This window comes from Bordetella petrii (genome assembly GCF_017356245.1).
GTDB classification, from domain to species: Bacteria; Pseudomonadota; Gammaproteobacteria; order Burkholderiales; family Burkholderiaceae_B; genus Bordetella_A; species Bordetella_A petrii_D.
Window position 1 is genome coordinate 2,209,604 of record NZ_JAFMZZ010000001.1, and the last position, 13,305, is coordinate 2,222,908.

Annotated in this window: 10 protein-coding genes; 8 read left to right on the top strand and 2 right to left on the bottom strand. The window is 67.9% G+C overall.

The genetic code is table 11. The features are described from left to right. Nucleotides 1-15: 15 nt before the first annotated feature. From J2P76_RS10705 to J2P76_RS10725, 5 genes are all read left to right on the top strand, one after another. A complete protein-coding gene (locus tag J2P76_RS10705) occupies nucleotides 16-1,551 on the top strand; it encodes a sugar ABC transporter ATP-binding protein (protein ID WP_207407105.1) in 1,536 nt (511 codons plus the stop codon). Then, nucleotides 1,548-3,626: an ABC transporter permease gene (locus tag J2P76_RS10710; protein WP_207407107.1), complete on the top strand. Its 2,079-nt coding sequence runs from the start codon at nucleotides 1,548-1,550 to the stop codon at nucleotides 3,624-3,626. The genes J2P76_RS10705 and J2P76_RS10710 overlap by 4 nt, the downstream gene beginning before the upstream one ends. Nucleotides 3,627-3,691: 65 nt before the next feature. Continuing rightward, nucleotides 3,692-4,639 (top strand): 3-hydroxyacyl-CoA dehydrogenase, encoded by a 948-nt coding sequence (locus J2P76_RS10715; protein ID WP_207407109.1) that lies wholly within the window; start codon nucleotides 3,692-3,694, stop codon nucleotides 4,637-4,639. A 36-nt stretch (nucleotides 4,640-4,675) separates the two neighbouring features. Then, the gene (locus J2P76_RS10720; protein ID WP_207407111.1) at nucleotides 4,676-5,605 is read left to right on the top strand and encodes a 3-keto-5-aminohexanoate cleavage protein; all 930 of its coding nucleotides are present in this window, start codon (nucleotides 4,676-4,678) and stop codon (nucleotides 5,603-5,605) included. 20 nt (nucleotides 5,606-5,625) lie between these two features. After that, nucleotides 5,626-6,501 (top strand): SMP-30/gluconolactonase/LRE family protein, encoded by an 876-nt coding sequence (locus J2P76_RS10725; protein WP_207407113.1) that lies wholly within the window; start codon nucleotides 5,626-5,628, stop codon nucleotides 6,499-6,501. 53 nt (nucleotides 6,502-6,554) lie between these two features. On the opposite strand, the gene J2P76_RS10730 is transcribed toward J2P76_RS10725, so the two are convergent. Beyond that, the gene (locus J2P76_RS10730) at nucleotides 6,555-8,687 is read right to left on the bottom strand and encodes a TonB-dependent receptor (RefSeq protein ID WP_207407115.1); all 2,133 of its coding nucleotides are present in this window, start codon (nucleotides 8,685-8,687) and stop codon (nucleotides 6,555-6,557) included. A gap of 193 nt (nucleotides 8,688-8,880) precedes the next feature. On the opposite strand from J2P76_RS10730, the gene J2P76_RS10735 reads away from it, so the two are divergent. The 3 genes from J2P76_RS10735 to J2P76_RS10745 all read left to right on the top strand — a co-directional run bounded on the left by J2P76_RS10735 (nucleotide 8,881) and on the right by J2P76_RS10745 (nucleotide 12,202). After that, the gene (locus tag J2P76_RS10735; RefSeq protein WP_207407117.1) at nucleotides 8,881-9,801 is read left to right on the top strand and encodes a LysR substrate-binding domain-containing protein; all 921 of its coding nucleotides are present in this window, start codon (nucleotides 8,881-8,883) and stop codon (nucleotides 9,799-9,801) included. Between the two features lie 109 nt (nucleotides 9,802-9,910). Continuing rightward, complete coding sequence (locus J2P76_RS10740; RefSeq protein ID WP_207407119.1) at nucleotides 9,911-10,885, top strand: Bug family tripartite tricarboxylate transporter substrate binding protein; 975 nt, start codon at nucleotides 9,911-9,913, stop codon at nucleotides 10,883-10,885. A gap of 42 nt (nucleotides 10,886-10,927) precedes the next feature. Continuing rightward, on the top strand, nucleotides 10,928-12,202 hold the full coding sequence (locus tag J2P76_RS10745) for a M28 family peptidase (RefSeq protein ID WP_207407121.1): 1,275 nt from the start codon (nucleotides 10,928-10,930) through the stop codon (nucleotides 12,200-12,202). A gap of 74 nt (nucleotides 12,203-12,276) precedes the next feature. Here the strand turns inward: J2P76_RS10745 and J2P76_RS10750 are convergent, their stop codons facing one another. After that, nucleotides 12,277-13,272 carry a tripartite tricarboxylate transporter substrate binding protein gene (locus J2P76_RS10750; RefSeq protein WP_207407128.1) on the bottom strand — a complete coding sequence of 332 codons (996 nt, stop codon included), beginning with the start codon at nucleotides 13,270-13,272 and terminating at the stop codon, nucleotides 12,277-12,279. Between the last annotated feature and the right edge of the window lie 33 nt (nucleotides 13,273-13,305).

Below are 13,305 nucleotides of genomic sequence, written 5' to 3' on the forward strand. Positions count from 1 at the left end.
CGCAAGGAAACTGCCATGAATATCGCCGATCCTGCTGTCGCGGCGGTGCGGGCTGTCGGCCTGCGCAAGGCCTTCGGCCCCACCGTGGCGGTGGACGACGTGTCGTTCGAGATCCAGCCGGGCACCGTGCATGCCCTGCTGGGTGAAAACGGCGCGGGCAAGTCCACGGTCGTCAAGCTGTTGTCGGGCCTGATCGAACCCAGCGGCGGCCGGCTCGAAGTGCACGGCCGGCCCGTGCGGCTGCGTTCGCCGCGCGCCGCCCATGCGCTGGGCATCCAGACGGCCTTCCAGGAAATGACCCTGGTGGCCGACCTGTCGGTGCTCGACAATATGCTGATGCCCTACGCGCCGCGCGGCCCGCTGGGCATGGTGCGGCGCCGGGCGGCGGCCGAGCGCGTGTCGCAGCATTTGCGCGACCTGGATTTCGACGTGGACTTGCACGCCGAGGCCGGCACGCTGGACCTGGCGCTGCGCCAGAAGATCGAAATCGCCCGCGCGGTGCTGCGCGCGCCGCGCATCCTGCTGCTGGACGAGCCCACGTCCACGCTGGCCGGCCGCGATGTCGACTGGCTGGGCGGCCTGATCGCGCGCCTGAAAGCGCAGGGCACCACTGTAGTGTTCATCTCGCACCGCATGCGTGAAGTGCGGGCCTTCTGCGACCGCCTGACCATTCTGCGCAACGGCAGGCATATTTCCACCGGCCCGGCCGGCGAACTGGACGACGATGCCGTCATCGAGCGCATCGTGGGCCGCAGCGTATCGCGCGTGTTCCCCCCACGCCCGGCCGACGCGCCGGCGTTCGGCCCGGAAGTACTCGGCGCGCGCGGGCTGGATGCCGGCAAGGCGCGCGGCATCGATTTCAGCCTGCGGCGCGGCGAGATACTGGGCGTGGCGGGGCTGCAGGGCATGGGCCAGCTGGATCTGTTCCATGCCTGCTTCGGCATGCTGGCGCCCAGGCAGGGGCAGATCCTGGTCGACGGGCGCGCCGTCATGCTGGGCTCGCCGGCCGATGCCATCCGGCCCAACATCGGCATCGGCATGGTGCCGGAAGACCGCAAGACCGAAGGCCTGTTCCTGAAACTGGACGGACGCGCCAATGCGACCCTGCCGGTGGTGCGGCGCTATACGCGCGGCGGCGTGATCCGCACCGCGGCCGAGAACGCCGCGGTCGAGCGCGCCTTCGAGCGCGTGCAGGTCGACCGCCGCGCCGTGTGGACGCCGGCCGGCGCTTTCTCGGGCGGCAACCAGCAGAAGATCGCGATCGCCAAATGGTTGCTGGCGCAAAGCCGCATTCTGCTGCTGTTCGACCCCACGCGCGGCATCGACGTGGGCACCAAGCACGAGCTGTATGTATTGATGCGGCAGTATGTGGCCGAAGGCGGCGCTATCTTGTTCCATTCCACCGAGATCCCTGAAATCGTCAACCTGTGCGATCGCGCGCTGGTGCTGTATGGCGGCAGCGTGCAGGGCGAACTGGCCGGGGCGGCCCTGACCGAGCAGGGCATCATGCGCATTGCGCTGGGCGGCCAAACGCAGCAGAGGGCGGCATGATCACCCAGCCCCGCCTCGAACATCCGCTGGACACCGCGCCGGCGCGCCGCGCCGGACCGTCGCCGCTGGCGGCCCATCGCGGCCTGCTGACGGCCATGGCGGTGTTCGCCGTGATGCTGTGCACGGTCGTCATGCTGGGCAGCGGCACGCTGACTTATTTCGACGTCGCGTTCCTGAGCAGCGGCGGCGCCACGCTGGCCATCGCGGCCATCGGCGCCACCGTGGTCATCCTGACCGGCGGCTTCGACCTGTCGGTGGGCGCGGTGATATCGCTGGTGAACGTGGCGCTGGCCGCCGGCCTGGTGCTGGGCGGCCCGCAGGCCTCGGTATGGCAGGCCACCGCCACCGGCGTGGCGATCGGCATGGCGGCCGGCGCCTTCAACGGTTTCTTCGTCGCGGCCCTGCGCCTGCAGCCCATCGTGGTCACGCTGTCGACCATGTTCATCCTGCAAGGGGTGACGCTGCTGGTCATGGACAAGCCGGGCGGCGCGGTGCCGCCGGCGCTGGGCGACTTCTACATGGGCGACGCCTGGCCCGAGCTGCTGCCCATGCCGCTGGCGCTGCTGGCCGTGCTGGCCCTGCTGTGGCTGTGGCTCAAGCGCACGCCCGTCGGCACGGCCCTGTATGCGGTAGGCAGCGATGCCGATTCCGCGCGCGCCGCGGGCGTGCGCGTCGACGCGGTGCGCTTCCTGGCCTACGTGCTGGCGGGCGGGCTGTATGGCCTGGCGGGCGTGTTCCTTAGCGCGCAGACCGGCGCCGGCGATCCGCTGGTGGGCAATCCGCTGCTGCTGTCGATTTTCGCCGCCGTGGTGGTGGGCGGCACGCGGCTGGGCGGCGGCCGGGGCGGGCCGATGGGGTCGGTGTTCGGCGCCTACATATTGATGATCGTGGTGAACATCCTGCTGGTGCTCAACGTGTCGGCCTACTACTCCACGGTGGTCGAGGGCGTCATCCTGATCATTGCCGCCCTGGCCGCCGCCGCCAATAGCGACTCGGTTCCGGTGCGTCAGCTGCGCGCGGCAGCCGCGCGTTGGCGCGCCTGGCGCGCCGGCACCTTGCCGCGCCAGCTGGGCGGCGCCGACCGGCGCCTGCCCGCGTCCACGGCACTGCCGCCCGCCGCGCCGGCTGCCGCGCCGCCGTTCACGGTGCGCCACGCCCAGACCCTGCGCTATTCGCTGCCCGCCGTGGCCTGCCTGGTGCTGGTGCTGGCGGCCACCGAACTGACCCTGGGCCGTTCGCTGGCGCATTGGGGCTACTGGAATTCGCTGATCGTGCTGGCCAGCTTCCTGGCCATTCTGGCGCTGGGACAGGGCGCCGTCATCCTGACCGGCGGGCTGGACCTGTCGCTGCCCTGGACGATCGGCCTGTCGGGCATCCTGTTCGCGGGTATCGCGCAGGGCGCCGATGCCGCGCTGCCCCACGCCATGCTGATCGTGCTGCTGCTGGGCTGCCTGGTCGGCCTGGTCAACGGCCTGGCCGTGGTGGCGCTGGGGCTGTCGCCCATCGTGGCCACGCTTGCCGTCAACGGCATTCTGCAGGGGCTGGCGCTGCTGTACTCGGGCGGCACGCCGGCGGGTTTCGCGCCGCCGCTCTTGCGCAGTTTCATGACCGGCCATCTGGCCGGCGTGACCCCCGTGGTGCTGTTCGTGGCCGTATTCGCGGCGGCGGCGGTGCTGCTGCTGTCGCACACGGCGTTCGGCCGGCGCGTCTATGCGGTGGGCAACAGCCAGCTGGCGGCCCGCCTGGCCGGCGTGCCGGTCGGCCGCACCCTGATCGGCGTGTATGTGCTGTCCGGATTGTGCGCGGCGCTGGTGGGCATTCTGCTGACCGGTTTTTCGGGCCAGGCCAGCCTGGGCATGGGCGACGACTACCTGTTGCCGTCGATCGCCGTGGTGGTGGTGGGCGGCGGCCTGATCACCGGGGGGCGCGGCCATTACCTGGGCATGCTGGCGGGGGTGCTGCTGCTGACAGCCCTGCAGACCCTGCTGGCGGGCAGCAACCTGCCTTACGCCACCCGCGCCATTTTGTATGGCGCGGTCGTGCTGGGCGCGGTGATCGCCCTGCGCGAGAAATGAACACACTATGCGGCGCCGCGCCGGCCAGGTAAGGTCAGCGCACACACATTTGCCAAGGAGCAGACATGTCGAATATCGCCATCATCGGTGCCGGGCTCATCGGCCGGGCCTGGGGCATCGTCTTTGCGCGCGGCGGCCACCGGGTCGCCCTGTGGGACAGCCAGCCGGGCCAGGCCGCGCGGGCGCGCGAGTTCGCCGCCACCGTGCTGCCCGACCTGGCCGGCCAGGGCCTGCTGCGCGGCCAGCCGCCGGCCCAGGTGCTGGAGCGCCTGCGGGTCGAGTCCGACATCGGGGCGGCGCTGGCGGACGCCGACTACGTGCAGGAAAGCACGCCCGAAGTGCTGGACAGCAAGCGCGCCGTCTATGCCGAGCTCGACCGCCTGGCGCCGCGCGAAGCCATTCTGGCCAGCTCCACATCCGCCTTGCTGCCGTCCCGCTTCACCGACCACCTGCCGGGCCGCGAACGCTGCCTGGTGGCGCATCCGATCAATCCGCCCTACCTGGTGCCGGCCGTTGAAGTGGTGCCGGCCCCCTGGACCGCGCCGCAGGCCATGGAGCAGGCGCGCAAAATACTGTCCGACGCCGGCCAGGTGCCCATCATGATGCGGCGCGAAATCGACGGCTTCGTCATGAACCGCCTGCAGGGCGCGCTGCTGCAGGAAGCCTTCCGGCTGGTGGCCGATGGCTACGCGGGCGTCGAAGACGTGGACATCGGCCTGCGCGAGGGCCTGGCGCTGCGCTGGTCGTTCATGGGGCCGTTCGAGACCATCGACCTGAATGCGCCGGGCGGCGTGCGCGACTATGCCGAGCGCTATGAAGGCATGTATGCCGGCCTGTTCGAACAGATGCAGCGGCGCGTGCCGTGGGGCGGCGACCTGATGGACCGCATCGAGGCCGAACGCCGCGAGCACCTGCCCGCCGATGCGCTGGCCGCGCGCCAGCTGTGGCGCGACCGCCGCCTGATGGCGCTGGCCGCCCACAAGCAGGCCGGCAGCGACGACCCTACCTCTTGAGCGCCTGTCCGGCGCGCCTTCTTTCCGGAGTTCGACATGTCCCAAGACAAAGTCATCATTACCTGCGCGATCACCGGCGCGATCCATACGCCGTCAATGTCGCCGCACCTGCCCGTCACCCCCGAACACATCGCGCGCGAAGCGCTGGCCGCGGCCGAGGCCGGCGCCGCCATCCTGCACCTGCACGCGCGCAATCCCGACAACGGCAAGCCCGACCAGACCCCCGAGGCCTTCGCGCGCTTCCTGCCCGACGTCAAGCGCGCCACCAACGCGGTGATCAACATCACCACCGGCGGCAGCCCCTATATGCGGGTCGAAGAGCGCGTCAGGCCGGCCGCCCAGTTCAAGCCCGAAGTCGCATCCCTGAACATGGGTTCGATCAACTTCGGCCTGTACCACCTGCTGAACAAGTACACCGAATTCAAGTTCGACTGGGAACGCGAACACCTCGAAGCCACGCGCGACCTGGTGTTCCGCAACAGCTTCAAAGACATCGAATACATCCTGTCGACCTGCTACGACAACGGCACGCGCTTCGAATTCGAGTGCTATGACATCGCCCACCTGTACAACCTGGCCCACTTCGCCGACCGCGGCCTGGTCAAGGCGCCGTTCTTCGTGCAATCGGTGTTCGGCCTGCTGGGCGGCATCGGCACCCATCCGGAAGACGTCATCCACATGCGCCGCACCGCCGACCGCCTGTTCGGCAGCGACTACCGGTGGTCGGTGCTGGGCGCCGGCGCCAGCCAGTTCCGCATTGCGGCGCAATCGGCGGCCATGGGCGGCAATGTGCGCGTCGGCCTGGAAGACAGCCTGTGGGCCGGCAAGGGCCGGCTGGCCCAGTCCAACGCCGAGCAGGTGCGTTCGGTGCGCCAGGTGATCGAAGGCCTGGGCATGCAGATTGCCACGCCCGACGATGCCCGCCGCATCTTGCAACTGAAAGGAGGCGACCAGGTCGCGTTCTGAACCACACCAAGGAGATATCCATGCGCATCGACATTCTGGTCGACGTGAAGACCACCCTGGGCGAAGGCCCGTTGTGGGACGTGGACGAGCAACGGCTGTACTGGATCGACAGCGCCGACGGCCGCATCTTCCGCTGCACTGCCGACGGCCGCGAAGTCCGCGCCTGGGACGTGCCGCAGAAAATCGGCTCGATGGCGCTGCGCAAGAAGGGCGGGGCCGTCCTGTCGCTGGCGCGCGGTTTTCACTTCCTGGACTTCGACACCGGCGAGGTGGAACTGATCGTCGACCCCGAGCCCGACAAGCCGGCCAACCGCCTGAACGACGGCAAGGTCGACCGCCACGGGCGCTTCCTGGCCGGCAGCATGGACACCAATGAAGACGGCCCCAACGGCGCCCTGTACCGGCTCGACCCGGACCTGTCGCTGCACACCCTGGAGCGCGGCATCGTGGTGTCCAACGGCCCGTGCTGGAGCCCCGACGGCAATACCTTCTACTTCAACGACACCTGGTCGGGCGAGGTCTGGGCCTACGACTACGACCAGCAGACCGGCAAGGTCTCCAACCGGCGCACCCACGCCCGCGTGGACATGAGCGGCGGCGGCGGCGCCGACGGATCCACCGTCGATGCCGAAGGCTATCTGTGGAACGCCCTGGTGTACGACGGCAAGCTGGTGCGCTATGCCCCCGACGGCTCGGTCGACCGCGTGATCGAGATGCCGGTGAAGAAGGTGACCAGCGTCATGTTCGGCGGGCCCGACCTGGACGTGCTGTACGTCACGTCGATGGCGCGGCCGCCGCTGCCGCGCTTTCCGCACGACGGCGTGGCGCGCGGCAGCCTGTTCGCCGTGCATGGACTGGGGGTGCGGGGCCTGCCGGAGCAGCGCTTCGGGGGGTGAAGGCGGCCCTGTTCAGGCAGCCGGGAACGTGTCCGGCCCGGCTGCCTGCAGCGTCAGAAGTCGACCGACATCGACAGCTTGTACACGCGGCCCATGCCCTGGGTGATCTGACCGAAGTCATTGCCTACCGTGGACCAGTATTCCTTGTCGGTCACATTGTCCACGCCGGCGCGCCACACGACGTTGCGGCCGTCGATCTTGGTGGCATAGCGCGCGCCCAGGTCAATGCGGGTCCAGGCCGGGATCTTGCCGGTATTGTCGATGTTCACATATTGTGAACCACGTCGCTGTACGTAGGCCTGCAGCGTCAGGCCGGTAAGGGCCGGCACATCCCACTCCGCGCCCAGCACCGCCTGATAGCGCGGCACGCCGATGGCATCGTTGCCGTCTTGCTTGCCGCCCTGGGTGCCACGCAGTTCCGGGTCCATGAAGGTGATGCCGCCCAGCAGGCGCACGCCGCGCATCGGTTCGCCATAGATGTTCATCTCCAGGCCGCGGTTGCGTTGTGATCCCGCCAATTCGAAAACATTGTCCGAATTGGTATAGGCCTCGGGTTTTTCTATCTGGAATACCCCGATATTCCCGCCGATGTCGCCGAAGTCCAGCTTCACACCCGCCTCGGTCTGCTTGGTGCGGTACGGAGCAAGGGTCTCGCCGAAATTGCTGGCGCCCAACGGAGCCGAATCTCCTTTGCTCAAGCCTTCTATGTGGTTGACATAGAACGACACTTGCTCCCAGGGGCGTACTACAAGGCCGTAGGCCGGCGTCCAGATTGATTTGTCGTACGTGGTGTCAGGTACGCCATCATTGGTGTAGAGCTTGTCTTTGAGGGTCTGATAGCGTGTTCCGATCGTCAGGAAAACGCGGTCGTCCAGAAAAGACAACTGGTCGGATAGCGCGAAGCTCGTCAGGTGCGTGCGGCTGCTGACATGCGGATCATCGATGTCGCCACCTGAAAATGTCGTATCGGGGCGAGGGAAGTATTCAGGGTCGTAAATGTCAATGGGGCTGGTGGCGCTCATTTCCCATGCTTGCCGTACGCGAGTCTGGAGTCGTGATACGCCTGCATTGACCAGATGGCCGACCGCGCCAGTCTGGAACTTTCCGCGCATGCCGATCTCGCCACTGACCGAATCACGCGTATAGGGAACGGTAAGCCTGGCCACTGTTCCCATGCCGTCGGCATTTACTCTGGGCTGGCCATAGTCGCCGCTTTCCCGGTCGTGGCTGGTGCCGATTGCCGCGTATCCCATCCAGTTGCTGGAAAAATCATATTCCGCCCGCAACACGCCAAACGTGCTTTCCAGTTCGCTGTAAGTCCAGGGCTGTCCGTAATTGGTGTGGTTCGACGGCGGCGAAGGCGCGTCGGAATCGGTGGGCACAATCGTCGGTCGCGGCTGCGAATAATGGTATTTCTGATACCCCGCATCCAGCGACACCCTCAGTTGCTCGCCCAGATAGTCCAGTCCCACCGTACCGACGGTCATGCGCTGGCCGGCGTCGTCGACGACGGTATCGCCATCGCGATGGGCCGCATTGACCCGGATGCCGAACTGTTGACTGTCGCCCCAGCGCCTGCCGATGTCGACACTGCCGCCGACCTGGGAATCGCTGGTGTAATCGATGGTGGCGCGCGTCAAAGGATCGGCCCCCGCACGCTTGGGCTGAATATTGATCGACCCGCCCAGGCCCGAACCGCCCGGCGCCGCGCCATTCAGGAAGGCGTTGGCGCCTTTCAGAATTTCGACCCGCTCGATCATCTGCGTAGGCAGTACCTGGCGGGGCAGGATGCCGTACAGGCCGTTGAACGACAGGTCGTCGTTGTTCAGCGCGAAGCCGCGGATGGAAAAGGTCTCGGCCGAATTGCCGAAGCCATTGCCCACCTGAACCGACGCATCGTTCTTCACCACGTCGCCCAGGGTGCGCGCCTGCTGGTCTTCAATCAACTTGGACGTATAGCTGGTTACCACGAAGGGCGCGTCCATATTGTCGATATTGCCCAGAACGCCCAACTGGCCGCCCCGCGCCACCTGGCCGCCGGCATATTCGACAGGGGTCGGATTCGAGACGCTGGCTTCGCCCGTTACGGTGGTAGTTTCCAGAGTTGTGACCGCGCCTTGCACGGTTTGCGAAAATGCCGGCGCGCAGGCCAGCATCCCGGCTGACATGGCGGCATGCAGGGCCATCGATAGCGGGGTCAGGCGTGCGCGCGAGGTGGGGCGGCGCAAGGGAGAGGCGTGGTCTGGCATCGTGTCGGTTTAAAGAGATTGGAAATAAGAATTTGTCGTATTATCCTGATACGAAGGCGGGTATGCAATCCTTTCCCGCGTTCTGTCCGGCGGATAATGGCGGCTTCTCGCCGCCGTTCGCCATCCCGCCATGAAAGGATCCCGCAATTCCGTCACTTCGCTGCGCATTTTCCTGGCGGCCGCCCGCAGCCTCAACTTCAGCCGCAGCGCCGAAGAACTCAGCCTGACCCAGAGCGCGGTCAGCAAGCACATCAGCGCGCTCGAAGGGCGCCTGGGCGTGGCCCTGTTCCAGCGCCTGCCCACCGGTTTGCGCCTGACGTACGCGGGCGCGCTGTACTTCGAACGCATCGGCGCGGCGCTGCGGCTCATCGACGAGGCCGACGCGCTGGTGGCGCAGCCGGGGTCGCGGGTGGCGCTGAATGTCGCGGTGTCGCCGTCATTCGCGCAGTTCTGCCTGCTGCCGGGCCTGGCCGGGTTTTTCGAGCGGCATCCGGGCATCCGGGTCAACGTCAGGCCGCGCCTGTTGTACGGCCGCGGCGAAGCCGAGCGCTTCGATGCCGAAATCCAGCTGCACGCGGGCTATGTGTCCGGCATGTCGGCACAATATTTGTGCGGCCGCGAAATGACGCTGGTAGCCACGCCCGGCCTGCTGCAGCGGCATCCCGTGCGCTGCGTAGACGACCTGGACGGCCTGCCGCTGCTCAAGCGCGCGCAGCGCGGCTATGGCTGGGACGAATGGCGCGCCGACGTGGCGCCGCTGTGGCCGGGGCCGTCGGTGACCGCGCCGGAATACGAAGGGTTTTCCGTGTTGCTGCCCGCCGTCATGCACGGCCTGGGCGCGGCCATCGTGCCCCTGTGCATGGTGCTGCAGCCGCTGCGCGACGGCACCCTGCGCCGCCCGCTGGGCGAGGTGGTCGAAGGGCGTTTCGGCTACTACCTGATGCAGCCCCGGCCCAATGTGGGCGGCCCGTATACCGACGCCTTCTGCGCCTGGATGCAAGAGCGCGCCCTGGTTCTCAACCAGGCCGTGCAAGCCTATCTGCGCGGCTAGCCGGCCCGCCATTCCAAATCGGAATGGCGCATGCGCATACATCTCTTGTTACCGCCGGCGCCCACGGCCAGAATCGAAGCCGGTTCAATTAAAAACGGGCTCAATAAACATGAACAAGTGGAAAACCTGCTGGCGCGGCATCGTGGCTGTCGCCTGCGTCGCCTTGCCGGCCCTGGCCGCGGCCTATCCCGACAAGCCGGTCAAGATCGTGGTGCCTTACTCGGCCGGCGGCAGTTCCGACCTGATCGCGCGCGCCATCGGCGAACAGCTCGGCGCCCAGCTGGGCCAGCCCGTGGTGGTCGAGAACCGCGCCGGCGCGGGCTCGATGATCGGCACCGCCTACGTGGCAGGCGAGGCGCCCGACGGCTATACCCTGCTGCTGGCCGACGTGCCGTTCACCATCGTGCCGGCGCTCTATGGCGGGCGGGTCAAGTACGACGCCCGCAAGGATTTCGCGCCGATCGCGCTGGTGGGCCTGTCTCCCATGTACTTGTTCGCCAGCCCCGGCTACGCGGGCAAAAGCGTGGCCGACCTGGTGGCCGATGCCAAGGCCCGCCCCGCCACCGTTTCCATCGGCTCGGGCGGCAATGGCTCGCTGACCCATTTGCTGGCCGAACTGTTCATGCTCAACACCCAGACCCGGCTGGTGCACGTGCCCTACAAGGGCGCCGCGGCCTCGGTCAGCGACCTGGCAGGCGGCCAGATCGATGTCAGCTTCAGCAGCATGCCCAGCGCGGCGGCGCTGTTCCAGGCCGGCAAGATCCGGCCCCTGGCGGTCTCGTCGCCGCAGCGCCAGGCCGGCACGCCCGGCGTGCCCACCTTCCAGGAAAGCGGCCTGCCCAACCTTACCGTGCAGAGCTGGTGGGGCCTGCTGGCGCCGGCCGGCACGCCGCAGGCGGTGCTCGACAAGCTGGGTGCCGCGATGGGCAAGGTCATGCAGTCGCCCGCCATCGGCCAGCGCTATGCGGGCATCGGCGCGAACGTGCCTGACCAGACCAGCGCGCAGGCGCTGCAGGCATTGCTCTCGGCCGACTTCGAGCGCTGGCAGGACGTTGTCGGCCGCGCCGGGATCAAGCTGGAATAACTCTACGCGCCCATGCGGGCGCTATCGCTTTCAAGGATGTTCATGACTCAGTGGCTGCAGGCGGCGGCGCAAGATGCGCAGCTGATGGATGACTTTCACGCGTTGTGCGGGTTTGGCGGGCGCCTGTCGGGCAGCGGGCAGGACGCCGCGGCCATGGATTGGGCCTTGCGGCGCATGCAGGCGGTGGGGGGCAATGCGCAGAAGCTGCAGGTGCCCTACGACGGCTGGCGCTGCCTGCAGGCCAGCCTGGAGCTGCTGGACGACCAGGGCCGGGCCGTGGCGTTGCCGTGCAAGCCCCTGTTGCGCTCGGCATCGACCGATGCCGAAGGGCTGGTGGCGCCGGTGCTGGACCTGGGCCAGGGCCGCGCCGATGATTTCGCGCGCGCGGGCGATCGGGTGCGCGGCAAGCTGGTGCTGGTGCGCCACGAATATCCGTTTACGCCGCATCATGTGCATCGGCGCCGCAAGTACGATATGGCCGTGCAGGCCGGCGCGGCGGGTTTCCTGATCGCCAATCCCTGGGCCGGCGGCGGCCTGCTGTCGGGTTCGTCGGGCCGGCCCCGCAACGGCGCCGGCATTCCGGCGGCCTACATCGACGAAGCCGGCGCGCGCCTGCTGGCCGGCGCCGGCGCACAGGCGCGGCTGCGCATCCAGGGCGCAGAAGTGCCGGACGCGCGCGCGAGCGTGGGCATATTGGACATTCCGGGCGGCCGCGAGGCGCGCATCGTCATCAGCGCCCATCTCGATGGCCATGACCTGGGCTGCAGCGCGCTGGACAACGCCACGGGCGTGGCCGTGGCGCTGGCGGCCGCGCGGGCGCTGGCGCCGCATGTATCGGCCCGGACGGCCGGCTTGCGCGTGTGCCTGTTCTGCGCCGAAGAATGGGCATTGGCCGGCTCGGCCCGCTATCTGGCGGACCTGCCCGAGGCCGAGCGCGCGCAACTGAAACTGAACATCAACCTGGACACGGTGGCGGGCGACGATACCCTGGCCGCGCTGATCAGCGACTTTCCCGCCTTGGCCGGCTATGTGGCCAAGGCCGCCCGGGCCGCGGGCGTGGCGGTGGCCAGCTGGCTGCCGCTGATGCCGAATTCCGACCACGCCAATTTCGCCCGCCATGGCATTCCGGCCTTGCGCCTGGTGGCCGGCTTCGACCGGCCGGATTCGCGCGTCAATCGCATCTTGTCGGCGGCCGATACGCCCGACATCATCCGCGAACCGGAACTGCGCCGCGCCCTTGCGGTGACCTGCGCCATGGGCAGCCTGGCCCTGGGCCTGGACGACGCCCAGCTCGATGCGCTGGCCGTGCGCGACTGACGCGGGCTCACGCCTAAAGCGCGCGCGGCGCGGCGGCCGGCGGCCGATATCCGCCAACCGCCGCGCTGCTTGCATTACCGCTCTGCCCAGGGCGTCTCTTTCCAGAAGTTCTGGAACAGGGCCTCGTTGGCGCGCAGTTCCGCCTCGTACTCCTTGGGCGCCAGGTAGCGCAGCGGCGCATACATGGCTTCGGCTTTTGCGCGGAACGCCGGGTCCTGCACGGCTTTCTGCACGGCCTGCACCAGCTTGGCCTTGACCTCGGGCGGCAGGCCCTTGGGGGCGCCGATGCCGCGCAGCGACGACATGGTGATGTCGTGGCCCTGTTCCTTGAAGGTGGCCAGATCGGGCGCGATGGGCGAGCGTTCCTGGCTCATGACGCCCAGGTCTCGCATGGGCGAGCCGGCCTTGATGTAGGCCATGGCTTCGCCGATGTTCATGGCGGCCATGAAGATCTCGCCGCTGGAAATCGCGCTGCGCACTTCGCCCGCGCCCTTGTACGGTACGTGCGTCATCTTCGTGCCGGTGGATTTTTCGAACAGCAGCATCGCCAGGTGATCGTCCGAGCCGATGCCGGTGGTGCCCACCGTCACCTTGCCCGGATTGGCCTTGGCATAGGCGGCCAGGTCGGCCAGGTTCTTGATGTTGCTGCTGGTATTGACGGCGAAGCTGTCCGGGTCGTCGATCAGGTTGCCGATCAGGTCGAAGTCGGTCCAGCGGTACTGGGCCTTGCGCTCGATGGGAATGGTGATCAGGTTGGGCGTGTTCAGGAAGCCGATGGTATAGCCATCGGGCTTGGCGCGCGCCACTTCGGCAAAGCCGATGGCGCCGCCCGCGCCGGGCCGGTTCAGCACCACGATCTGCGCGCCCTTGCCCAGGTATTTTTCAATGAACGGCGCCAGCGCGCGCGCGATCAGGTCGGTGCCGCCGCCCGGCCCGTACGACACCACCATGTTGATGGGGTGTTCAGGATATTCGGCCTGGGCGGCCGGGCTGGCCAGGGCCGCCGACAGGGTCAGCGCGGTGGCGGCCAGGGTGGCCAGCTGGCGCCTGAGTCCGGTCTTGATCTGCATGAAAATGTCTCCTTGGTGTAGTGGTTGTTGGGG